The organism is Candidatus Zixiibacteriota bacterium (assembly GCA_022865345.1).
GTDB lineage: Bacteria > Zixibacteria > MSB-5A5 > MSB-5A5 > RBG-16-43-9 > RBG-16-43-9.
Map to the genome: position 1 here is coordinate 1 of JALHSU010000045.1, position 22,356 is coordinate 22,356.

22 protein-coding genes are annotated in these 22,356 nt (G+C 44.1%); 7 read left to right on the top strand and 15 right to left on the bottom strand.

Annotated features, from left to right (window positions below):
* Nucleotides 1-481 (top strand): tetratricopeptide repeat protein (locus tag MUP17_01760; protein ID MCJ7457700.1); only part of this gene is annotated, 481 nt, incomplete at its 5' end.
* 132 nt (nt 482-613) lie between these two features.
* Here the strand turns inward: MUP17_01760 and MUP17_01765 are convergent.
* From MUP17_01765 to smpB, 7 genes are all read right to left on the bottom strand, one after another.
* On the bottom strand, nt 614-2,125 hold the full coding sequence (locus MUP17_01765; protein ID MCJ7457701.1) for an FG-GAP-like repeat-containing protein: 1,512 nt from the start codon (nt 2,123-2,125) through the stop codon (nt 614-616).
* Nucleotides 2,126-2,254: 129 nt separating this feature from the next.
* On the bottom strand, nt 2,255-3,877 hold the full coding sequence (locus MUP17_01770) for an FG-GAP-like repeat-containing protein (GenBank protein MCJ7457702.1): 1,623 nt from the start codon (nt 3,875-3,877) through the stop codon (nt 2,255-2,257).
* Nucleotides 3,878-4,030: 153 nt separating this feature from the next.
* Entirely contained in the window at nt 4,031-6,865 is a 2,835-nt protein-coding gene (locus tag MUP17_01775; GenBank protein ID MCJ7457703.1) for a T9SS type A sorting domain-containing protein, read from the bottom strand.
* Nucleotides 6,866-7,299: 434 nt separating this feature from the next.
* Nucleotides 7,300-7,959 (bottom strand): RdgB/HAM1 family non-canonical purine NTP pyrophosphatase, encoded by a 660-nt coding sequence (gene rdgB / locus MUP17_01780; protein MCJ7457704.1) that lies wholly within the window; start codon nt 7,957-7,959, stop codon nt 7,300-7,302.
* Between the two features lie 328 nt (nt 7,960-8,287).
* Entirely contained in the window at nt 8,288-9,100 is an 813-nt protein-coding gene (gene murI / locus MUP17_01785) for a glutamate racemase (protein ID MCJ7457705.1), read from the bottom strand.
* Nucleotides 9,097-10,575, bottom strand: a complete 1,479-nt coding sequence (locus tag MUP17_01790) for an N-acetylmuramoyl-L-alanine amidase (protein ID MCJ7457706.1) — start codon at nt 10,573-10,575, stop codon at nt 9,097-9,099. Before MUP17_01790 ends, murI begins: the two co-directional genes overlap by 4 nt.
* Nucleotides 10,572-11,090: an SsrA-binding protein SmpB gene (gene smpB / locus MUP17_01795; GenBank protein ID MCJ7457707.1), complete on the bottom strand. Its 519-nt coding sequence runs from the start codon at nt 11,088-11,090 to the stop codon at nt 10,572-10,574. Before smpB ends, MUP17_01790 begins: the two co-directional genes overlap by 4 nt.
* Before the next feature lie 319 nt (nt 11,091-11,409).
* On the opposite strand from smpB, the gene MUP17_01800 reads away from it, so the two are divergent.
* The gene (locus MUP17_01800; protein MCJ7457708.1) at nt 11,410-12,411 is read left to right on the top strand and encodes a zinc-dependent alcohol dehydrogenase family protein; all 1,002 of its coding nucleotides are present in this window, start codon (nt 11,410-11,412) and stop codon (nt 12,409-12,411) included.
* 209 nt (nt 12,412-12,620) lie between these two features.
* Here the strand turns inward: MUP17_01800 and MUP17_01805 are convergent, their stop codons facing one another.
* From MUP17_01805 to MUP17_01815, 3 genes are all read right to left on the bottom strand, one after another.
* Complete coding sequence (locus MUP17_01805) at nt 12,621-13,169, bottom strand: NTPase (GenBank protein MCJ7457709.1); 549 nt, start codon at nt 13,167-13,169, stop codon at nt 12,621-12,623.
* Between the two features lie 234 nt (nt 13,170-13,403).
* Nucleotides 13,404-13,691: a hypothetical protein gene (locus tag MUP17_01810; protein MCJ7457710.1), complete on the bottom strand. Its 288-nt coding sequence runs from the start codon at nt 13,689-13,691 to the stop codon at nt 13,404-13,406.
* Between the two features lie 49 nt (nt 13,692-13,740).
* On the bottom strand, nt 13,741-14,388 hold the full coding sequence (locus MUP17_01815) for a sigma-70 family RNA polymerase sigma factor (protein ID MCJ7457711.1): 648 nt from the start codon (nt 14,386-14,388) through the stop codon (nt 13,741-13,743).
* Nucleotides 14,389-14,804: 416 nt separating this feature from the next.
* Between MUP17_01815 and MUP17_01820 the strand changes: the two genes are divergently transcribed.
* Both MUP17_01820 and MUP17_01825 read left to right on the top strand, forming a co-directional pair.
* Nucleotides 14,805-15,044, top strand: a complete 240-nt coding sequence (locus tag MUP17_01820) for a DUF5668 domain-containing protein (GenBank protein MCJ7457712.1) — start codon at nt 14,805-14,807, stop codon at nt 15,042-15,044.
* Nucleotides 15,041-15,793 (top strand): CPBP family intramembrane metalloprotease, encoded by a 753-nt coding sequence (locus MUP17_01825; GenBank protein ID MCJ7457713.1) that lies wholly within the window; start codon nt 15,041-15,043, stop codon nt 15,791-15,793. The genes MUP17_01820 and MUP17_01825 overlap by 4 nt, the downstream gene beginning before the upstream one ends.
* Before the next feature lie 355 nt (nt 15,794-16,148).
* Here MUP17_01825 and MUP17_01830 read toward each other — a convergent pair whose 3' ends face one another.
* Nucleotides 16,149-17,096 (bottom strand): transcriptional regulator, encoded by a 948-nt coding sequence (locus MUP17_01830; GenBank protein MCJ7457714.1) that lies wholly within the window; start codon nt 17,094-17,096, stop codon nt 16,149-16,151.
* Nucleotides 17,097-17,298: 202 nt separating this feature from the next.
* The gene (locus tag MUP17_01835; protein ID MCJ7457715.1) at nt 17,299-18,066 is read right to left on the bottom strand and encodes a citryl-CoA lyase; all 768 of its coding nucleotides are present in this window, start codon (nt 18,064-18,066) and stop codon (nt 17,299-17,301) included.
* A gap of 176 nt (nt 18,067-18,242) precedes the next feature.
* Between MUP17_01835 and MUP17_01840 the strand changes: the two genes are divergently transcribed.
* The 3 genes from MUP17_01840 (at nt 18,243) to MUP17_01850 (ending at nt 20,499) form a co-directional block, all read left to right on the top strand.
* Nucleotides 18,243-18,728, top strand: a complete 486-nt coding sequence (locus MUP17_01840) for a hypothetical protein (GenBank protein ID MCJ7457716.1) — start codon at nt 18,243-18,245, stop codon at nt 18,726-18,728.
* 106 nt (nt 18,729-18,834) lie between these two features.
* Complete coding sequence (locus tag MUP17_01845; protein ID MCJ7457717.1) at nt 18,835-19,788, top strand: WG repeat-containing protein; 954 nt, start codon at nt 18,835-18,837, stop codon at nt 19,786-19,788.
* Between the two features lie 162 nt (nt 19,789-19,950).
* Nucleotides 19,951-20,499, top strand: coding sequence for a 4Fe-4S binding protein (locus tag MUP17_01850; GenBank protein ID MCJ7457718.1), 549 nt, complete (start codon nt 19,951-19,953; stop codon nt 20,497-20,499).
* Nucleotides 20,500-20,678: 179 nt separating this feature from the next.
* On the opposite strand, the gene MUP17_01855 is transcribed toward MUP17_01850, so the two are convergent.
* The 3 genes from MUP17_01855 to MUP17_01865 all read right to left on the bottom strand — a co-directional run bounded on the left by MUP17_01855 (nt 20,679) and on the right by MUP17_01865 (nt 22,199).
* Entirely contained in the window at nt 20,679-20,864 is a 186-nt protein-coding gene (locus MUP17_01855; GenBank protein ID MCJ7457719.1) for a thioredoxin family protein, read from the bottom strand.
* 33 nt (nt 20,865-20,897) lie between these two features.
* Entirely contained in the window at nt 20,898-21,329 is a 432-nt protein-coding gene (locus tag MUP17_01860; protein MCJ7457720.1) for a thioredoxin family protein, read from the bottom strand.
* A gap of 117 nt (nt 21,330-21,446) precedes the next feature.
* The gene (locus MUP17_01865) at nt 21,447-22,199 is read right to left on the bottom strand and encodes a ComF family protein (GenBank protein MCJ7457721.1); all 753 of its coding nucleotides are present in this window, start codon (nt 22,197-22,199) and stop codon (nt 21,447-21,449) included.
* Between the last annotated feature and the right edge of the window lie 157 nt (nt 22,200-22,356).

Genomic DNA, 22,356 nt, shown 5'->3' on the forward strand with positions numbered 1-22,356 from the left:
TTATGCCATGACCCAGAACAATCTCGGGAATGCATACAGAATCCTGGCAGAGGTTGAGGCTAAGGCTGAAAGCTGTAAAAAGGCAATCAAAGCCTGTGAGGAAGCTCTTAAAGTCTATACTCTTAAACGTTTCCCTATGCAATATGCCGTGACCCAGAACAATCTCGGGAATGCATACAGAACCCTATCAGAGGTTGACGCTAAAGCGTATAACTGCACAAAGGCAATCAAAGCCTGTGAGGAAGCTCTTAATGTCTATACTTTTGAACGCTTCTCAATGGATTATGCCATGACCCAGAACAATCTCGGGAATGCATACAGAACCCTGGCAGAGGTTGAGGCTAAGGCTGACAACTGTAAAAAGGCGATGAGAGCTTATGAAGAAGCACTTAAAGTATTTACTAAAGATGAATTTCCTGAAACTTACCCGTTAGTAGAGAGCAATCTTAGAAGATTAATTGATTTCTGTAAAAGTAAATGAATAACGACCTGCCAGACAAAAAAGCAGATGACTATTTCCGTCGGGTCAGGGGACACGACGGTCACGTGAGAAACTATTAAGTTAATCAAATTAAAAGGGCAGACACGGGGGTCTGCCCCCTACTCAATCCTGTTATGCGCAACCAACCTTGGGCACGGGACCGAGCTTGAAAAGATATGCTACCAGGTACACTACATCTGCAACTGTCACCTTGCAATCCGCGTTCGCATCAGCTAATGTCAGGTCAGACGGCCTGGGACCTCTCTTGAAAAGAAAGTTTATCAGGAAGACCACGTCGGCTACAGTCACCAGCCCGTCGTTATTCGCATCCCCATAAACGTTAGCCCCAGTTTTTACAAAGAAAAGTCCAGTCCTCTTTGCATCCCCCCTGTATAATGGCCAGTAAAGAAGGTTTTGATTATAAGAGCTGTTCCCCAATTCCCATACATAGACCAGCGAATCACCCTCACCAGCTACTAACTCTGCTTTGCCATCCCTGTCTAAGTCGCCCAGAGCTAATGTGGAGTTAACCCAGTTGTTTAAAATAATGGGCCAGCCAGTAAGCAAAACACCGTTTTTATTCCAGGCGTAAATTCTACCCTCTGAAGTCCCGACCAAAACCTCAGCCGAACTATCGTTGTTTATATCTGCTATTATGGGTGAGGAGATAATTTGACCTGTTACCTGAACTGGCCAGCCGGAAAGAAATGCCCCGTCTTTTTTTATCGCATAGACCTTGCCAGAATCGGTGCCTATCACCATGTCCTTAAATCCATCTCCATCCAGATCTCCGATTGCCGGAGAAGATAAGATCGATCCGACTAAGCTCTTTGGAAAGCCGGTAAGTGGACTTCCATTATTTTGTAAAACATATAGCTTTCCACCCAGATCACCAACTGCTATTTCCAATTTCCCATCATCGTTCAGGTCGGCTAAAGCCGGAGAAGATAAATAGAAAGCATCTGTTCCAGTAAAGGGCCATCCGGAAACCAGAGTCCCATTTTTCTTGAAAGCATAAACCTTGTGATCAGAACATGGTATTATGACTTCTCTGGCAGTATCCTGGTCAATATCCCCCAGAGCAGGAGAGGAAAAAATCGCCCCTTCAGTCTGGACTGGAAAACCAGACACTGGTGTGCCATCTCCGTTCCAGGCGTATAGTTTACCATCCAGCGAGCCAATCACTACTTCATCTTTTCCATCCTGGTCCAGATCACCTAAGGCTGGAGTGGAATAAAACATGTTTTCAGACGACACCGGAAAACCGGGGAGCAAAGTCCCGTTCCACTTCCAGGCATAAACTTTCATGTCCCAGGAGCCAATCACAACTTCTGAAACCCCATCTCCATCTAAATCTCCCAAAGCCGGAGAGGAAAAAAGTTTCCCTGCACACTGTTTTGGCCAACCAGGAACTAAACTGCCATCAGCTTTAAAAGCATATACCTTGTTATCGTATGAGCCTACCACTATCTCTAAATTCCCATCTGCGTCTATGTTGCCTATCACCGGGGAGGAAAAAACCCTCTCCCCTGCTGATTTAGGCCAGCCGGTTTTAAGTGTAGGAACTCCAGATTGTGAAAAAGACTGTGAAGTCAAAATTAAAAAAAGACAAAGCAGTATAATTGTTTGGGTTATCTTCAGCATATTGTACGTCCTGATTTAGAATTTAGTCATCGAATACCTGCGTTACCCTTAAACGAGTTTGAGAGTGCCATCCCTCTTGTGTTTTCTTTTCATCTTCCTTTTTGCATCTTCCATTTTCCATTTTTTTATTCATTTAGCACATCCAGATAAAGGCAGAGGTCCTCCCTTGAAAAGATAATTCACCAGATAGACTATATCCGCGGTAGTTGTCTGGCAATCACGGTTAACATCGCCTGAGGCTAAAAAGTAAGGCTCAGGCCCTCCTTTAAAAAGACAATTGACCAGAAAAACAACATCTGCGATTGTAACTTTATTATCCTGGTTTACGTCTCCCTTCACATACAACTGATTTTGATTGAAAAAAACGTAATTCTCCCGGTCCCAATTACTGACTGCCAGATCCTGTTTCAGTGAATATTTGTAATCGAATGAAACCTGAGAATCGGGAGCAACCTTAAAAGAAACCCAGCCTAAGGCTAAGCTATAGCAGTAGTCAGTTAAGGATAGAACATTACCGTCCGCCACTACCTTTTCCAGTTTATGAGCGGGATAGTGGCTCAAGTAGAAAACTTTTTTTGACCCGTCAGCCGGATGAGTCTCATTTTTTATTCTGACCAGACCATCTCCGTCCAAATCTGCCCAGACCATCTCCTCCACCACGCTTTCGTAAGCGAGATTACAGGTCCAGGCAGGAGTTGTTCCCAAATTTCCCCCGCTATTTTCATACATCGTCGAATACCCCCACCACCTGCCAGCGGCTAAATCTTTATATCCATCATTATTCACGTCGTAAAAGGATACTGCCGAACCATAACCATTGGTAGAGGAGACCCAATCAGGAATTGTATCTAAGATCCCGTTGTGATTCAGATAGACTTCAAAATACCCGTTTCCGTATAGCTGGAAATTATTGGCTACAGCTAAGTCTAAATAACCGTCATTGTTCAAGTCTCCCCAGGCTAAGGTGTTCCCATCATCTACGTTTTTAGACCTCCAGGAAGGAAAAGTTTCAATAGAGTCACCATAGTTTTTATATACCCTGATTCGTCCTTGTGAGCAGACAAAAGCTAAATCTAAATCCCCATCATTATCCACATCCCCCCAGTCCACATCATAGCATGCCCCGGAATCTCCAGAGACCCAGGAAGGAGTGGTCTCTAGGGCTCCGCTTTGATTATAATAAATCCTATTCTTTTCGTTGAAATTGTTATAAGCCTCTCCGCAGGCAACTGCCAAATCCGGATACCCATCACCATCGGGATCTCCAAAAGCACAGGAGAAAGTATGCATCGAATCTGCAGACGACCAGATAGGTGAAGTGGAAAGAGAGCCGTTTACGTTGTCGTAAAGCTGAATAACTGTTTTCCCCCAGAAGGAGTTGATGTAGTTCGAGACTGCCAGCTCAGGATAACCATCCTTATCTATGTCCCCTAAAGCACAATGCCCGGAATATTCGGAATTAGCCGAGACCCAGCCAGCAGTGGTGTCTAACTTGCCATTATAATTGAAATAGACCAGATTAGGCTTTTTTGACATATCGTTCCCGTTCGAGATCACCAGGTCCAGAAACCCGTTCCCGTCAACATCCCCGAAAACCGCACCAGTAGAGTAATAATTTATCGAAGGTGCCCGCGACTCCAGAGAGCGCCAGGAAGGAGAGGTTTCCAGAGGTATGACTGCAAAAACGGGCTGGAGGAAAAGGAGGAAACTCGCTATGATAACTGAATATCGATTCAACTGAAGCTTTAACAAATTATCTCCTTTTTGTTGGAACATTTATAAACCACAGACGCATTCAATGCGTCTTTACTGCTCTAAAAAAAAAACCATTTTGTAGGGGCGAGGTTTCCTCGCCCTTGTGCCTTACTGATTTGGGCTGGGGAACCCAACCCCTACAAAAAACAATTACTTTAAAAGAACCATCCTCTTTGAAATAGAATTATCCCCGACTTTCAATCTATAGAAATAAACCCCGCTGGCAACTTTTCTACCTGCATCGTCCTTCCCATCCCAGATTACCTTATAATTACCCGGCAGTCTATTTTCATCCACCAGAGTCTTGACTCTTTCCCCCTTGATATTATAGATAGTCAGGGTGGTGTGGAGTGGTCCCTTGAACGTTGAACCTTGAACCCTTAAACTGAAGGCAATGGAGGTTATGGGGTTAAAGGGATTCGGATAATTCTGCCCCAGATCAAAGGCCACTGGTCGAGTTGCTTCTTCTTCTTGAACACTGGTCTGCCTGTATTTTATCGTATTGGCGAAAATATCAAACCCATCTCCGGGAGTCCGGTTATCTACCCAGGCAGTGTAAATATTGGGAGGGGATAAAGCCACATCCGGGCTGAAATGAAGAGCATTCGTCAGGTCATTGTCAACTACGGAGTTTCCTCCAGAAGGAAGACCTTCATTGAAGTAATAGACCTGAGAATAGATCTGCGGACTGCCGGAACGGTAGTCAGTCCAGACCACCACGAAAAAGGTATCATCATCAATTGAGACCGAGGGTTCAGCCGGTGTTCCTGCAGGGTCGTTGACCAGAAAATTATTCCCCAGGGGAGTCCCTGAGCTGGAATATCTCTGAGCATAAAGATTGTTCTTTGTTCCGTCAAGCTGAATCCAGGCAAGAACCATATTCCCCTTACTGTTCACGCTAAAATCAAAATCTCTCTGAATTGCGTTCAAAGAATCAGTATAGGATGCGAAATTCGAGCCTGTCTTTCCGCCTGAGGAATTGTACCTCTGCAAATAGATTTTTTCCTGCGAGTTTCTTTTGTCATACCAGGCAACTGTAAAATTGCCTGAGCTGTCCATTCCTACTTTTGGATTCAGATGGTCAACAGCTTGCAGATCATCGTTCACCTTAAAACTGGTATCAACCGGGCTGCCGCTGCTATTGTATGGACGGGCATAAATATTCTTTATTCCGGATTGGGTAACAGACCACGCTATTATCGATTTTCCATCATAGGATTTGGCGCAGGCTGGGGAATTATTCAGGGTCGTGGAGTTGTTCACCTGAAAATTGGTATCCACAGGATTACCTGAAGGATCGAATCTCTGGGCATAGATATTCAAGCCGGCTCTGAAATCCTGCCAGACTGCCAGTATGTTCCTGGAGCCGTCAGTTGCTAAATCAGGCTGGGCGCAGGGGGCAGAAGAGTTATTGGTATCAACTCTCCGATCAGAAAAGATCAGATCCCCGAAACGGGAGTATTTTTTTAAATAGATGTCGCCATATCCATTTCTGTAATCAGTCCAGGCAAGGATGAAGTTCTTATCCAGGTCCTTCGCGATTGCTGGCTCGTTCTGTATAGCCCCGGTTGAATCGTCATTCAGTTTAAAATTCGTGCCTGAAAGAGTCCCGGAGATTACCCTCTGAGAATAGATATCATAGCTTTTTCCTCTGTGATCGCTCCAGACTGAGGTAAAATCACCGTTCACTCTCACTGAAAGGGCTGGATTGTCTTTGAATCCCTGCACCCCGTTGTCGCTCAGCTTGGTATTGGAGCCGATGGCTGTGCCTGTTGAGTCATATTTCTGGAAGTAAATCGCAGGCTCATTTCTGTAATCCCCCCAGACTATAGCATAATTTTTCATAGTGTCCGAATCGATTTTCGGCTCCCAGTGCTGAGCAGACCCGGTATCTGAGTTGACCTTAAATGGAGAAGTCTTGGGATTTCCTGAAGAATCAAAAAGTCGAGCATAGATGTTGACTTTTCCTCCCCTGGTGTCTACCCAAGTTATCATGAAGTCTCCGTTCACCCTCTTTGTCATAGAAGGAGAATACTGATCTTCGCTCAGCGAATCTATGTTAGCTAAGACATTACCGCCTGCAGCAGCACCTGAGGAATCGTACCTCTGAAAATAGATATCAGCATCTAAGTCTCGATAATCCTCCCAGGCAATTACAAATCGACCATTTTTGTCAAAAGAGACTGAAGGTGATTTGGGTGGAGCAATCCCGACCTGGCTGTTGACCTTGAAGCTCGGACCAAGAGGATTTCCAGAGGAATTGTATCTTCTGGCATAAAGATTATTTCCTGAGCTTATATCCACCCAGGCAGTTACAAAGCTTCCATCAGTGAAAGATTTCACTTTAGGTTCAAAAGCGCTGTTAGGAATATTGCTGTCGTTTATCCTGAAGGTATCCCCCGCAGTCGAAAGATCAGGAGAATATCTTTGACCATAGATGTTCAGCTCAGCACCATCCACCCAGACCAGGACGAGATTGCTGTCCAGTGTCCTGCAAATAGATGGCTCTAATTGATCCGTATGCCGACTATCCGCAACAATTTTAAGATTAGTGCCAATTATTGTCCCTGATGAGTTGATTTTCTGGCTGAATATATCCCAGTCCCCGTTTCTCTCATCCTGCCACACGGTGACGAAGCTACCGTCTTTAAACAAAGCTATATCCGGCCTGCGCTGAGAAAAAGTGGCTGAATAGTTCTCTTCATTAACTCTGAAATCCCCGAGCAGTGAAGTAGCTTTGGAGTTTCCCGCAGGAAGCAAAGGAGAAACAGGTTTCAAACCTGCCCCTGCGAAATTATGGATGAATTCATCCTGATTCAATCTTTGTCGTAAAATGTTCAGAGAGGTAAACCCTGAATTTTCCAGATTTGCCCTGCTTTCCAAAAGGGTTTTATAATAACTCGATTTACTGACCTCAGTAGTCCAGGCTGTTGAGGTGGAAAGCAAGAGAAGGATAAGAAAAAAGGCAAGGTTTAACTTTTTCATAATCTTCTCCTTTTTTTAATAGAGAAATCGGCTCTTTTCCACCGATTCTTAATTCAGAACTCCCCCTACCCATATAAATATACCCCTTTTTTGATTTACGTCAACCCCAAAATGGATATTGGAAGGCTCAAAATCTCGAAAAAAGTGCAAGGAGTACGGATGCTTCTCCCTCAAACAAGTTTGAGGGTGCCACCCTACCGTAGGTTTCAGAGGAATGGGAGGGGACCCCCGTAGGGGATTTCGCTTAACTCAACAAGCCCCTCCCCTACTTTTCTTCGCTGCATCACCCTGCCGAGATCTCGTAGGGGCGTATTGCAGTTCGACCGGCTCACTGCTCTGAGCGAAGTCGAAGAGCAATACGCCCCTACTTTTAAAAAAACTGGAAGGCTGAAGCCTTCCGCTACGCTCGCTTGAAGGTTTTCATTCGTCATCCGTCATTCGTTATCCGTCATTAATCTTTTTATTAACTCTTTTGCCTTTCTGAAAGCTATCCCTCTATGACTTACCCTGTTTTTTTCCTCCTGTGAAAGTTGGGCAAATGTCTTCCCCAATTCTGTGTCATAGAAAACCGGGTCATAACCAAAACCGTTTTTCCCGATTTCTTTGTCTGTGATAATTCCTTTGACTTTCCCTTCGACTATCCTTACGTCGTCTTGACTCAAAGCTAAAGCCACCACACATCTGAAAGCCGCGCCTCTCTTCTCCTCAGGAATCCCTTTCAAAAGACCCAGTAGTTTTACGTTATTATCTTTATATGTGCACCCCGGTCCTGCGAACCTGGCAGAAACTACTCCGGGAGCACCATTCAAAGCATCAACTTCCAGACCTGAATCGTCAGCTAATGCAGGTATTCCAGTAGCATTATATACTGCCACAGCTTTAATAATCGCGTTCTCCTGCATTGTTTTCCCGGTCTCTTCGACCTCAGGCACATTCGGGAAATCTTTCAAAGTGAGAATTTCTAACTTCTGAGCCGCAATATTAGTGCTTGTCAGGTCCCTCGACCTGGCAAGGTCATACTCTGTCGATTGAGATAGAATTTTCTGGATCTCTTCTATCTTATGCTGATTGTGGGTAGCTAAGATTAGTTTCATCTACGACTTTGCTGTGTTGGTAGGGGCGACCCGGCGGGTCGCCCCTACACCTTCAAACCTTTAAATCGGTAGAACAGACGTTCTTGTTTGTTCACTACCTCAGACTGAATTCCTTTTTCGTTTTTTTTTCGTCGGGTCAGGGGACCCGACGGGCACATTCTACCTGTCAGACAGGAATGTCTGACCTACCCTTGCACTTAGACCGTCATTGCGAGTCCGCCCGCAGGCGGACGAAGCAATCCATTCACTGTGGAGAGATTGCTTCGTCGGTCAAATGACCTCCTCGCAATGACAGATTAAATTCTGTCAGGAGAAACGGTCACGGTTTTCAGTATTTGTTAATATCTATCTTCTTAACCTCTTTGACCTTTTCCCCTAAAAATCTTTCGCTTATCTGGATAAACTTTTCGGGAAAATCCGAGACATAGAATCTGTATTCAGGTTCAGCATTAGCCGTATTCATCATATCCCTCTGTTCCAATATCCTTTTAACCTCCAGGGCTGTCTTCTCAGCCGAATCGATCAGGGTGACATTTTCGCCTATCACTTTCGAGATGACCTTTTTCAACAGAGGATAATGAGTGCATCCTAAGACCAAAGTGTCTATTTTCTGTTTTTTCAATGGAGTCAAATATTCCTGAGCAATCAAGTAAGTAGCTTTTTTATTAATGTAACCTTCCTCAGCTAAAGAGACAAAAAGAGGACAGGGATAGTCAAAGACTTTTATTTTTTTATCTATCCTCTGAATCGCCCTGGTATATGATTTTGAACGGATGGTCCCTGCAGTTCCTATCACCCCTATTCTTCCGCTTTTTGTGACTTTGACTGCAGCCCGGGAGCCAGGCTCGATTACCCCCATTAAGGGGAGCTGAAAAATCCTTTTCAGATAATCCAAAGCCACGGCTGAGGCGGTATTGCAGGCGACCACGATCAGCTTCACCCCCTGGGTGGAAAGAAAGCTGATGTTCTGGACGGAGAATTTTTTGACGATTTCGGCTGAGCGGGGTCCATAAGGGGTTCTGGCAGTGTCTCCGAAATAGATGACGTTTTCTGAAGGAAGCTTTTTGAAAACTTCCTTTGCCACTGTCAGACCGCCCACACCTGAATCGAAGATTCCTATTGCTTTAGATCTAACTCTCATTTTCCTTTGCCCTCATATTTATTTTTAAAATCTAAAATTCCCTGACAGATGGCCTCAGCTATCTTCTGCCGGAACGTGCTTTTATTTAAAAGTTTTTCTTCTTCAGGATTAGAGATAAAGGCAGTCTCCACTAAAACCGAAGGCATATAGGTTTTGTTCAACACGAAAAATCCTGCCTGATCAACCCCCCGGCTGGGTATATCCAGCCTCTGTTTCATCCGGTCATGTATGATCTGGGCTAAATCGCTTGACTCTTTTAAGAACTCTGTTTGCAGCATATCCATCAAAATGAAATTGAGCTCGGAGGTGTCGGCTGGAGCTCCTTTGGGACGCTCAAATAAAATGGCTGAATTCTCCAAAGCCTCAGCTGCCCGGGCTTCATCGTTTTTCGCCTGGGCTAAAAAATAGATCTCCGTGCCGGCGGCTGCCCTTCTCTTGGCAGCATTGGTATGAATGCTGATAAACAGATCCCCTCCTTTTTGATTGGCAAATAATGCCCTCTCTTCCAGAGGCATGAACTTGTCATCCCTTCTGGTGAGGTATACTTGCAAACCCTTTTGATTGGAGTTTTTCAGCAGGCTCTCCAGTCTCAAGGCTATATCCAGCACAATATCTTTCTCCTTTGTTCCTTTGGGCCCAACTGCGCCGGAATTCTCTCCGCCATGCCCAGGGTCTATTATGATAATGTCAATCGGATTTTTTTCCGGTTCTTCGTTTTCCTGGGGGGAATGTTCGACTGTAGCCGTATCCTCTAAGGTTATCTGCAGGCGGTAAAGCCCATCCGGTGTGGATTTAAGGAAGTAATAAAGCTTGGGAAAATCCATGAAAAGCCTTAAGGAAAGCTGGGCTGAGCCCCCGGAGGCAGATTGAAATTGATAGGCTTTGCTCTCTAAGATTATGTCCGGTATCTTGAAATTTGAGAAGAAAAGGGTATCTATTTTCCCCTCTAAGAAATTTATTATCAGCCAGTTGTTCTCGCTTTTGAAAAGCTCATAATTAAGGGGCTGGGAAAGATATATCTCTATCAGCATCCCGTTTAGCTTCTGGCTGACCTTGAGATCCAGAATGTTATATTCCCCCTGTTTTTTTACAATTTCTTCCGGAGGCTCAATAGTTTCCAGAATAGGCCAGAAGGTTTTGAAAGGAAGAAAGACCTTGCCCTGTCTAAATTCAACCGGCAGGGTCAAGTTATAAATATCCTGATCTAAAATTATATATGGGGAGAAAAAAGTAAATTTAAATTGATGCTCTTTGACCTGCCAGAATACGATTTTGCCCATAGGTTCCCAGAAAAGCTCTCCTCCGTAAATCTTTTTTAGACCTGTAAGTTCGATATATTGATAATTGTTTATATCCAGACTTTCCAATTCATATTTCTGGTCACCTTTTTCTACGATGATCGTGGAGCTGTAAGAAAAAGAATGAAGGTAAAACAAAAAGATGAACAACAGGATAACCTTAATTAGTTTAATCACTTATTCCTCTCCTTTAAAGCTCTTCTTAAAGCACGGTCTGCTTCTCTTTCGGCTATAGAGTTACGCCTGTCATACAGTTTTTTTCCCACTGCCAGGGCCAATTCAACTTTGGCGTAACTTCCTTTGAAATAGAGCCTGAGGGGGACAAGGGTTAACCCCTTTTCGACAACCCTACCCACTAATCTCCTTATCTGATTCCGATGCAGTAGAAGCTTCCTTGGTCTGGTCGGGTCCTGATTATACCTGTTCCCTTTTTCATACGGGCTGATATGCATATTCAGAAGAACTACTTCCTCTTTGTCTATTTTAGCATAAGAATCTTTCAGGTTCGCCTTACCTTCCCTTAATGCTTTTACCTCTGTCCCGCGAAGCACCATACCGGCTTCGTAGGTTTCGATTATATTATATTCATGCCGGGCTTTTCGGTTAGTGGCGATTATCTTTATCTCTTCTTTGTCGCTCACAGACCCTTTATCGGCTTTACGCTCGCGAATATTTTTCTCTTTTTTCTCCATACTGGATGAATATATCAGAAGAATAAAAAAGTGGCAAGGGAAAAGTAGAGGCATATTGCCATATGCTCCTACGATAAGATTTTGTAGGGGAGCCCCTTGTGGGCTCCCGAAACCTGAGAGGGGACAAGCCCCTCCCCTACGACAGACAATGATGAAAAATAACTTGCAAAAAATTCCTAATAGGATAAATTATGTTAGACTCAGCAGGTAGTTCAGGCTTTGTTTTTTTGAAATATGGAAGGCTAAAGCCTTCCTCTACATAACCCCACGAGACGTAGAGACGCATAGCATGCGTCTCTATAAATGAAAGACAGGACTTATGCAGGCAATGGTCCTGAAAAAACCAGGTAAAATCGAGGAAAACCCTCTTCAGTTCCAGGAAGTCCCGCACCCTGAAATTGGGCTTAAGGATATTTTGGTTAGGGTACAGGCTTGCGGTATCTGTCATACTGACCTGCACACAGTCGAAGGGGAGCTTCCTTTGCCCAAATCACCTTTAATCCCTGGTCATCAGATTGTCGGAACAGTTGAGAGAAAAGGAACTGAAGTCCGTCGTTTCAACCTTGGGGATAGGGCCGGAATCGCCTGGTTGAACTCAACCTGTGGAAGATGTGAATTCTGCAGGAGTGGAGGAGAAAACCTGTGTGAACAGGCAAAATTCACCGGCTATCATTCAAACGGAGGGTATGCCGAATATACAGCAATCTCTGAAAATTTCGCTTATGCTGTTCCAGAAACCTTTTCGCCAACAGGGGCTGCCCCTTTACTCTGCGCGGGAATCATAGGGTATCGAGCATTGCGTCTTAGCGAAATCAAGCCCGGGCAAAGATTGGGCCTTTATGGTTTCGGCGCCTCAGCTCATATCGTCATCCAGATAGCTCTCTTTTGGAAATGTGAGGTCTTCGTTTTTACCCGGAGCCCGGAGCATCAGAAATTAGCTTTAGATTTAGGTGCGGTCTGGGCAGGAAAAGCTGAGCAAATCCCCGAAAAGAAGCTTCACAGCTCAATTATCTTTGCACCAGCAGGCGAATTAGTCCCACACGCTTTAAAAACTCTTGACCGTGGTGGGACACTTGCCTTAGCTGGAATCTATATGACTCCGATCCCGCAGTTGGACTATATGCAGCATTTATATTTTGAGAAGACGCTGAGAAGCGTGGCTAACAGCACTCGAAAAGATGGAAAGGAACTTCTCAAGCTCGCCTCAGAAATCCCCATCCGCACACAGGTAACTGTTTTTCCCTTAAGGGAGGCAAATTGTGCTTTACGGTTGCTCAAACAGGGGAAGATAAACGGGGCAGGAGTGTTAGAGATTCCTTAGACAGGTAGGGGCAATTTCCAAATGGATCCAAATGGACATGAATTGCCTCTCCAGAAAAACAATTATGATTTAATCAAATTGTAGGGGTTCAAAATTTTGAACCCCTACAGGAAACTGCTCATTCACTCGTCGGGTGCAGGACCCGACGCTACGGAGTATAGATCACTGGCCACTGACCACTGTTTTTCTTAATACTACAACTGAAGAAATCAAACTTTTTCACCCGCTGAAGAGACCTTAGACTTGCCCTCGCCAGCAAGCTCGTTGACCAGAATGTTCACCATTTGATTTCTGTTTTTCCTGGTCACCTCGAAGATTTTCACGTCTTCTCTTTTTTTAATCCGCTCTACGAATGGATGGTGCCCGAACATAACAGTGCCCAGCACCGGATTCGGGGCATCCAGACATTCCAGGACCAGCTCCTGAAATCTTCTGGAGAAAAGCTCCATCTTTCCTATCTCGTCGATGACTATGATGCTGCTTCCTCTCAAGCACCTTTCCAGTTCCCGGGAGACGATCTTCTCAAAGCCGGTTACTGCAATGCCATAATTTCCCACCCGGTATTTGCTTCTCAGGTCTTTATGCGCTAAAGTCCCTTGCATTCCAAAAAGAGTTTCCACAGAAAAACCGACCCTGGTTTCTCCTTCTCTTACCTCTGTGGTGAAGAATCCACAGGTTGAGCGGTTCAATTTCTCGATTACCTTTTTAATAATCGTAGTTTTACCAATGCCCGGTAATCCAGTCAAAAAAATGTTCATTTTATTTTTTGGTTTAAGGTTAATCCCAATTCTATATTAATTACGCAAAACCCCGGGGTTATGTCAAATCAAATTTTGAAATTTTCGCAAGAAAATTAGCTAATTATCAAGCGGACTTCGTCATGCTTGATCTACATGATTACTTTGTTAGAGACAAATTTATTAGGTCAGGAGCCGGGGGCTCCTGACCTACATTTCTTTGAGCGTTTGAGCCTTTAAGCATTTAAGCTTTTCTTACTTCTTAATCTCTTTTCCCTCGTTGTCGAGAGTCCCTTCATTCTCTTTCAGCTCTCTAACCTTTCTCCATCTCCTCAGGACCTGGATGTAATCCAGAAGCATCCTCTCCTCTGCCTCGGTCAGGCTTTCCAGTATCGGAATCCCGATCTTAATCAGAGTTCTAGTCACATCAGCCATAGTCCGGTCATACCTTTTCGCCAGTTGGCTTATCTTGTCTTTCAGCTCGTAGGAGATGAAGATGTTGATGCAGTGCTCTCCTTTTAGCTTAGCAGGCGAATTCTCCATAAAACCTCCTTCATTTTTTGTCATTCTGATCCCCGTAGGGGAGAAGAATCTAAGTTTCCAAATTAACCATGTGTCTCTTTTGATGATTTATCATGGTCTGCGGAGTCTTAATCTCCAGATTGAACTCTTCCTTGAACGTTCGTAAAATCTTTTTCCAGGTCTCTTCCTCCTTCTTAGTTTTTATCAACTCATCTAATTTTTCCCTTTCCGGATGAGAGCAGATCAAGCACTTCCTTTCTGGGGAAATTTTAATCTTATACCGCTGGGACACGAATCCCTTCAGGATGAATTTAAGTTTTTCCAGGGCTGAACGGTGAATCCGCTCAAGCCGATCTTTGGTCTTGTTCATAATCTCTGAAATCTGGTCATAGCTTTTGCAGTCGAAATAAAAAAGCCTGATAAATTCTCTTTCAGCGTTCTCCAGCCTATCCAGGGAGTCCTCTACTTTTTCCTCTAACTCTACTTTTGCTTTTTCCTCCTTCATCCTCTCTATTAAGTCTGACTCCTCAGAGACTGATTCCGGCTCCTCCACCCCCTCGACCCAGTTCAAAGCCCGAATCCTCTTTCCCTTCTTCCTACCGTATCCTAAAGAACAAGCATAGTAATCTACAAAATGGTCTTTCCTTCTTTTATCTTTATGCTGGTCCCCGGACAGGGGCAGATCAGCCGATTTGTCCCCAGTATTTTTCTTTTTCATTGGCTCCTCCCTCTTCATCATTTGTCTATCTCAGGACAAATTAAAGGTGAGCCAATTTCTACACAGATGTTCTAAAAAGCAATCACATCAGTTTCACCTGATCTTCACATGTTAGTCACTTTAGTATTTTATATGTCATTCTGAGGGAGTCCCCTACGGGGACGACCGAAGAATCTATCGAATCTATGCTTGAGATAGATTCTTCGTTCTTCGAACTCAGAATGACAGGAAGTGAGAGTTCACATAATTCTTGAGGATCCAGTAGGGGCAGGTTTCAAACCTGCCCCTACGCTCCTGATAGCAGGTCATCCACACACGAATCAGAACAGGATTAAAAAAATAGTTGCCCTGACAAGAGCTAACTCTTATATTATCCTAAATTTATTTTAGATAAATTTTCTTAAAAGGAGGAGAAAATGGAGAAATCAACATCAGATGAAAAGTGGGATTCTGGCAGGGCTTTTGTGGGGATTATCATATTAGGTGTGGGCGTCATATTCCTTCTTTCTAACTGGGGAATAATACCTTCTATGCATCACGCCTGGCCCTTAATCCTTATAGTAGTGGGATTAGCTTTCCTTTTTGGGGCGGGAAGAAAACACAAGTGTTCATCCCAGCAGTCACCCAAGGATGAAGGACCCGGAACTCCCGTATGATGGAAGAAAAGCAATCCTCTGTATCTGACGAAAGCCATATCCCGGATGAAACTTATGCAAATAAAGGGATCCATCCAGGGAGGATTGGTTCAATCCTTCTGCTTTTTTTCCTTCTGATAATCTGGCCCCTTTCCTCTTATTTACTGATGAAGGAACAGCAGCCCCAGTTGTCTGCCTCGGGTTTTGAGGGAATTAATCTATCGACCCAGATATATCTTCCTACCATACTTATCCAGCTTTTGGTATTCTTGTTGATCGTCCTGGTATTACGTCTGGAAAGGGAGAGCTTTTCCAGCATTGGACTCAAGGGGTTCGACTTAAGAAATTTGCTGATAGGCGCTCTCTCCTGGTTCGGAATGAGCTTGTTACTTCTGGTAGTGAGCTATCTACTGAGATCATACAATCTCTCTACACCGCCAGACGTGTTGAAGCTTCTACCTCGAACCGCCCCCCAGAAATTTCTCTGGATAATCATGGCACTGAGCGCTTCCCTGGCTGAGGAAAGCGCATTCAGAGGATTTGTCCTCACCCGCCTTAACCTTTATCTGAAGAACTGGTGGCTCACAATCCTTATCGCTTCAATATCTTTCAGCCTGGGACATCTTTATCAAGGCACAGCCGGAACGATCTTTGCAGGGATTTACGGAGTTCTCTTCTCTTTTCTATTCCTCTGGAGAAAGAGTCTGGCTCCATGTATGACCGCTCACTTTTTGCAGGATGTCACGCCCCTTTTTGCCCCGCTTTCTTAAATCCATTTGAAAAACCTGCATCACAGCTGATTATTACGATTAAGCGGATAAAACCGCACCTTGATTTATCCGCTTTGATAATCAGCTTAATCCGCTTCATCTGCTGTGAATCTGTGGTGGCTCCTAGCAAAGGACTTCACCCTGATTTCCGAGCGTAGTGCAAGGCTTTCATCCTTGCCTGACTTAACCTAAAAGGGCCAACCTACAAAAAAGCGGAGGTCTGAAGACCTCCGCTACATAAAAAAGTAGGGGGCAGGTTTCAGTTCGGTAGGCTCACTGCTCTGAGCAAAGTCGAAGAGCAAACCCACCCCCTACAAAAAGACAGGACGATTAAACCACTAATTAATCTTTTCGGTCAGCCAGAATAAAGCTTCTGCATCTTCTGAATCGTGTCTTTTATATTTTCTCTGAAATCCACAGGTTCCAAAACCTCTACCATCTCCCCGAAGCCCAAAATCCATCTGGAGATCTCTTCTGTTCCTTTTACTTTTACGGAATAAAGAAGCGCGCCGTCTTTCTCCTTAGTTATAATCTCAGAGGGATGGTGCGGTCCAGACTCGATCACCTTAGCTGCTTTGCCTAAAAATCTTAACTTGACTTCAGTTAGTTTACCCTGATAGATCTCCCAGCTATCCCTGAAAAATTCCTCTACTGAGAAATCAGATTTCCTCTCGAAATTCCTGTCAGTTAAGGTGACTTTTTTGATTCTGTTCAGCCTGAAAGTTCTTGTCTCTTGTCTGTAGTGACAGAATCCTAAAAGGTACCAGGAGTGACGTTTGAATACCAGGGCATATGGGTCTACGTCCCTTGTGCTCTTGCCCGATTCCAGAGATTCATAGTCTAATCCTACAGTTCTTTTGTTTAAAATAGACTGCTCGATCAGATTAAAGATCAAACCCAGCTTGGAGAAGTCCCCGGTTGTTTTGAGGTTTATTCTCAAAGGGTCTCCTAAGTCACCCAGCCTGTTTTTTACCTCCGGGCTTAAACTCGCATCTATTTTGGCTAAAACCCTTTTGGCTGATTTCCCCAGAGGCGTGTTGACAGACATAGGAGACGAGTTCAAACCCAATTTCAAAAGTAGATACTCCTCCAATGAGAAATTCAAAGGTGGAAGAAAGGCATCTGTCAGAAGCTTGTAACCGTCATCAAAATAAATCGGAATGTTTGCTGACGACAGGGACATTATATCTCTATAAATCGTCCTCTCAGTAACCTCGCATTCTCTGGCTAAATCTGATGCTTTGAGATTATGTCTTGATCTGAGAAGATTAAGCAGATGAAGCAAACGGTCATATTTACTCATTTGCCCTCAAGTTCATATGCATAGTAAGTCCATTGTTTTCAGTGAATTAACTTCAATCCCTAAAGTCTTGGTTTATCCTGTCCTTACCTCTTGTAGCCGCAGACTTTAGTCTGCGTCCTGTAGTTACTACGCAAGCTGAAGTCCTGGTAGCGGATCCGTAGGACTTGCGGCTACCTTCTTTATGTTTCAAAACCAGGTTGGACTAAGGAATCCTCCTGGGCTTAGGACCATCATATTCGAAATCGGTATTCCCCAACCTCCTCATAGGTTTTTCCCTGGTAAGTTCTTCATAAGCATGGGCAATTAGACCCGGCACCCTTGAGATGATGAAAAAACCCTTTCCCAATTTCCAGTCAAAACCCATATCCGAGATTACAGCCGCGATTGCCCCATCGACATTAAGTGGGAGTTTCTTGCCTGATCTCTCCTCTAATTTTTTCTCTATGACTTGAGCTAATTTCAAGTGTTTACCTGAAAAACCCAACTCCTGTGCCAGCTTAAAAAGCTCGACTGTACGTGGATCAGACTCGTGCAGGCGATGGCCATAACCAGGTATTCTCTTTTTTTTGACTGAATAATCATTCACTAATTCGGAAGCCAGAGAGCCGAGGTCTCCGTTCTTTTTTACCAGCTCCTGAAAAATCTTAGCACACTGTTCAATAGCCCCACCGTGTGAATCCCCAATGGTTAAAACCCCGCCTGCTACCGCGGCGTTTAGGGGGTTACCACCGGAGATAACTGTCCTGGTAGCAAGAGAGGATGGCGGAGTAGCACCATGGTCGATGGAGGAGACTAAAATCGCCTCCATCATCTTGCTTTCTTTTGAATTGGGAAGTTCGCCTTTGAGGATGAGAAAGATTACCTGGCTAAAGGTAAGCTTTTCCATCAGCTCGGCTATATCATATCCCCTGACCCCGATTTCCCCTTTTTTAATATCAGAAATAGAAGTTTTCCACCTCTCATCATTCATATGCAAAACCTCTTCTCAGGAATACTTTTTCGCCCGCCAGACTAAAAGTAAAATAAAGCTTTTAAAGGAATTGTCAATTCATTTTTTGTAAAACGCTGGAGTCGATTTTCCCGAATCCGATTTGACTTGACAAAAACGAATTTAACTCTATATATAAAAGTGAACCTGGAATAAAGATGAGCTGGAAAGACAGATTACAAAAAATCAAGACCGAAGCCCAAACCTCCAGAGAAAGAAAAAAGGAGGAAGCTCTGGCTTTGCACAATCAGGTGAGCCTTCTGATAGATGCATCTGAGGATTTAGCCAGAGAGTTTGCCTCGGTAAGCAAGGCAAAAGTGCGACTATTGAATCAGAGACACAAGGAGATAGATGAAGTTACCGGGAAAAAGTATTACAGCGGGGGAGTTGTCCTGCAGGTTTTCAAACGAAAAAGTTCTATTTCTCACTGGCTTAAATCAGAAGAGCCTGAGGAAAAACTTATCTTTCAAGTCGAATTCCCTCATCCGGAAGCCATAAGAAGATTGGAAGGGTTTGAGGATAAAATAAAGATTTTATATTCACACACGGAAAAGGAGATTCCCCTGAAAGAATTCAGCCCTGAGGAATTAAAAACCCATTTGGAAGAAGCTTATTCCTATTTTCTTTCAAAGCTGAAAACATAATATTCCCGGCATATGCGTTTAAAGTAAAAAGTCTGTATGACAATCAGTTTTTTCAGGGAAGCGCTCAAAACAACTTGACAAATTTAATAATAGCTGGAGGTAATAAGTGAAAGCTAAAGATTCAAAACCTTTTTTTCATATTAGAAAAAACAGCAGGTATGGCTTTATCGACAAAACCGGAAAGATGGTTATAAAGCCGGAGTTCGATTACGTAGGTCCTTTTTCTGAAGGGTTAGCAGTAGTCTGGATCGGAGATAAGGAAGGGTATTTAGACAAAAAAGGAAAAGTGGTAATCGAGCCCATATTCGATGAGGCTGGAAATTTCTCTGACGGATTTGCCGCAGTCTGGTATCTCGGAAAATGGGGCTATGTTGACAGGAAAGGCAAATACTTGCTTGCCCCGGTTTTTGACTACGCTGTGGATTTCTCCGAGGGGCTGGCTGCCGTAGAAAGTGACGGGAAATCCGGCTATGTCGACAAGAAGGGCAAGCTGGTCATCCCTCAGAAGTTCGATGAAGCTGGAGATTTTTCTGAAGGGTTGGCAAAGGTGATGGTCGGCAAAAAGTGGGGATATATTGACAAGAAGGGTAAGATTGTCATCCAGGAGAAGTTCGACGATGCGGGCGATTTTTCTGAAGAGTTAGCCAGGGTAAACATCGGTGGTGAGCTGCATAAAGGCAAAGGAATCGTAATTGGCGGGAAATGGGGTTATATTAATAAGAACGGTGATTCGATTGTCAGTCCAAACTTTGACGAAGCAGGAGAATTTTCCGAAGGATTGGCAATAGTAAAGAGCGCAAGTAAATGGGGTTACATTGACAAACAGGGGAAGATGGCGATAAGAGCTCAGTTCAGCAATGCTAAAAATTTTTCCGAAGGACTGGCACCGGTGAGCAAAGGTAACCGATGGGGGTATATCGACCAGAGCGAAAAAGTGGTGATAAATTTCGAATTCGAGAAAGCTGAACCTTTTTTTGAAGATCTGGCTGAAGTCTGGATAGAAAACAAATACGGTTACATTGATAAGACTGGGAAATATATCTGGAAACCCACGGAGTGAAGTCTGCTTGATTTCGAGAGCAGGAATTTTTTTAGATTTCTCCATCGGGTCAGGGGACCCGACGGGCACGTAGGTAGGTCAGACATTCCTGTCTGACGTTTTGGTTTTCTGTAGGGGCGATCCGCCGCAGGCGGACTCGCCCAAAATTTCGCTGGAGATAATATGAGCCCACAGGATTTTACCATACATTACGTCTGCACCAGAGAAGAAGCAAAGGATCTGGTGACAAAATTTGAGAGATATTGGGTATCCAACTGCGGATGTAGGGAAGGCAGAGGAAAGTGCGATCGCTCGCGGATGGACGTCTGCCTGATGTTCCGCGATGACTTTCCACCCACTGGTTCAGGCTTCAGGGAAATTACCCGAAAAGAAGTAGACGAGATTTTACAGGAAGCAGAAGACAAACATCTGGTAACCAGACCTTTCAGAAATGAAAAGAATATGGCTGAAACCGACGGCATCTGTTTCTGCTGTGATGACTGCTGCGGCTATTTTCTAAACCCGCAGGAAAAATGTGACAAGGGAAAGCTGATCGAGAAAACCGACCGGGAAATATGCAACAACTGTGGTGATTGTGCCGATGCTTGCTACTTCAAGGCGAGACAAATGAATTCCGAGGAGCTTCTTATAGACCAAGATAAATGTTACGGCTGTGGCTTGTGCCGGGATGTTTGTCCGTTGGAGTGCATTGAGATGGTGCAGAGATCGTAGGGGTTCAAATTTTTCAACCTGATGTCGATAATAGAATTTGTAGGGGCACGGCGTGCCGTGCCCCTACCGTACTCCGTAGCAAAAAAGAGAGACGCATCCGATGCGTCTCTACGTTTTTAACCTTTCCCTTCCCTCTCCTTTCCTACGGATCCGTTTAGGAAAAAAGGAGAGGATAATAATCAAACCTCAGCCGCTTTCAACACCTCTGCAATAAAACTTTCCTCTGGCAAAGCTCCTTCAAAGCTGTGGGTTTCATTTATTACTACTTTGGGGACTGCATATACGTCATATTTATGCGAAAGATGTGGGAACTCACCTGCTTCTACCATATCTGCGGTGATAAAGCTGCTCTCTAAAGCTAACATCTGAGCCAGGCCAACTGCCTGGGGACAGTATGGTCAGGTCAGGGTGACGAAAACCTGAATGTGCACCGGCTTGTTGAGTTTCTGTAATTCCTTCTTGCTTTCTTCCAATAAGCCGGACTCACCTGAGGATACCATCCTCATAGCTTCCATCAAAGAGGTAAACTCATATCCAGCCGGGATCCCGTAGAATCTTATCCCGTAATCTTTTCCTGTCTCATCACACACTGCAATAGCCGGGATTTTATCGATCTTATACTCCTCAACCTTGTTCTTATCCAGGGTGAAATTATGTACCTCAACCTTTATCTTATCTGAAAGAGAGGCTATTTCCTCAGCTAATAGCCGATTTTCATTACAGTATTCGCATTCTATTTCCTGGGTGAAAACAATGAGCTTGACTTCATTCTTCAAACTTTGCAACTCGGTCTGGACATCTTTTTTAATCTCTTCACTAAGCAAAGCCACAATTCCCTCCTTACTTAAAGTGTTACTTTAAACTAAGAAACTTAAGTTACTTAAGTTCCAAGCCACTTCAGTGGCGTGCCAGCCCTGACTAAAGTCAGTTAGAACAGAACTCATACCCTACGGATTCACCACGACCAGAGTGACCCCAACGACCTCCCTTGCTCCCGCTTCTTTTAAGACCCTTGCACATTCCTTCAAAGTCGCACCAGTAGTCATAACATCGTCCACCAGGATTACCTTTTTTCCATGAAGGGCTGAATTATCTCGTACCACAAAAGCACCTCTCACATTCCTCTCCCTTTCTTCAGGAGAAAGATGGGTCTGATCTTTCGTCTTCTTCTTCCTAATCAGGACCTTCTCTGCTAAGGGCACAGAAATAGTTTTGGAGACCTCCTCAGCTAAGATTCTGCTCTGGTTATATCCCCTTTCCCTTTTTCTTGAGGGGTGCAAAGGAACCGGGATAATATAATCAAAACCTTTTGAAAATTCCTCTTTTTTCAGAATCTCTCCCAATCTCCTGCCAAGATTTTTGCCAATTGAGAATTTCCGGTTATATTTGAAATGATGAATCAAGGTTTGATAATAAGGGTCAAAAATCCCTAAGGACCTGTTTAAGCCGAGAGATGAAGATTGTGGACATTTTGGACATCTTCTCATCTCCTGGTCCAAAAAAGAACGGCAAATTGGGCAAAAGGGATGGGGCAGAATGTTAAGACTATCCCAGCAATTCCTGCAGACCAGGTTTTTTGGATAGGTATCGTCTTGCATCTCATCTGAAGAGATTGATGAGTTACACAGCAGGCAGTGAGGAGGAAAGACAAAATCTAAAAGAGAATCTTTTAATCCTATAAAAGCATTTAAGAACTCCATCTTCCTTCTTTTTTGGTAGCGTCAGGATTTATCCCTGACTGATTACATTCCCTCTCCTCCCAGGAGAGGGTTAGGGTGAGGTTTTTTTTGTCCAGCCATAAGCAAGGCACTTCTATAATCTCACAATCTACCTCGTCGGGCATAAAGCCCGACGCTA

What these genes read in the sequence shown, in the direction of transcription:
- MUP17_01765 (MCJ7457701.1), bottom strand. Translation starts at nt 2,125, where the DNA reads ATGCTGAAGATAACCCAAACAATTATACTGCTTTGTCTTTTTTTAATT.
- MUP17_01775 (MCJ7457703.1), bottom strand. Translation starts at nt 6,865, where the DNA reads ATGAAAAAGTTAAACCTTGCCTTTTTTCTTATCCTTCTCTTGCTTTCC.
- rdgB (MCJ7457704.1), bottom strand. Translation starts at nt 7,959, where the DNA reads ATGAAACTAATCTTAGCTACCCACAATCAGCATAAGATAGAAGAGATC.
- murI (MCJ7457705.1), bottom strand. Translation starts at nt 9,100, where the DNA reads ATGAGAGTTAGATCTAAAGCAATAGGAATCTTCGATTCAGGTGTGGGC.
- smpB (MCJ7457707.1), bottom strand. Translation starts at nt 11,090, where the DNA reads ATGGAGAAAAAAGAGAAAAATATTCGCGAGCGTAAAGCCGATAAAGGG.
- MUP17_01800 (MCJ7457708.1), top strand. Translation starts at nt 11,410, where the DNA reads ATGCAGGCAATGGTCCTGAAAAAACCAGGTAAAATCGAGGAAAACCCT.
- MUP17_01805 (MCJ7457709.1), bottom strand. Translation starts at nt 13,169, where the DNA reads ATGAACATTTTTTTGACTGGATTACCGGGCATTGGTAAAACTACGATT.
- MUP17_01810 (MCJ7457710.1), bottom strand. Translation starts at nt 13,691, where the DNA reads ATGGAGAATTCGCCTGCTAAGCTAAAAGGAGAGCACTGCATCAACATC.
- MUP17_01815 (MCJ7457711.1), bottom strand. Translation starts at nt 14,388, where the DNA reads ATGAAAAAGAAAAATACTGGGGACAAATCGGCTGATCTGCCCCTGTCC.
- MUP17_01820 (MCJ7457712.1), top strand. Translation starts at nt 14,805, where the DNA reads ATGGAGAAATCAACATCAGATGAAAAGTGGGATTCTGGCAGGGCTTTT.
- MUP17_01825 (MCJ7457713.1), top strand. Translation starts at nt 15,041, where the DNA reads ATGATGGAAGAAAAGCAATCCTCTGTATCTGACGAAAGCCATATCCCG.
- MUP17_01830 (MCJ7457714.1), bottom strand. Translation starts at nt 17,096, where the DNA reads ATGAGTAAATATGACCGTTTGCTTCATCTGCTTAATCTTCTCAGATCA.
- MUP17_01835 (MCJ7457715.1), bottom strand. Translation starts at nt 18,066, where the DNA reads ATGAATGATGAGAGGTGGAAAACTTCTATTTCTGATATTAAAAAAGGG.
- MUP17_01840 (MCJ7457716.1), top strand. Translation starts at nt 18,243, where the DNA reads ATGAGCTGGAAAGACAGATTACAAAAAATCAAGACCGAAGCCCAAACC.
- MUP17_01850 (MCJ7457718.1), top strand. Translation starts at nt 19,951, where the DNA reads ATGAGCCCACAGGATTTTACCATACATTACGTCTGCACCAGAGAAGAA.
- MUP17_01855 (MCJ7457719.1), bottom strand. Translation starts at nt 20,864, where the DNA reads ATGTTAGCTTTAGAGAGCAGCTTTATCACCGCAGATATGGTAGAAGCA.
- MUP17_01865 (MCJ7457721.1), bottom strand. Translation starts at nt 22,199, where the DNA reads ATGGAGTTCTTAAATGCTTTTATAGGATTAAAAGATTCTCTTTTAGAT.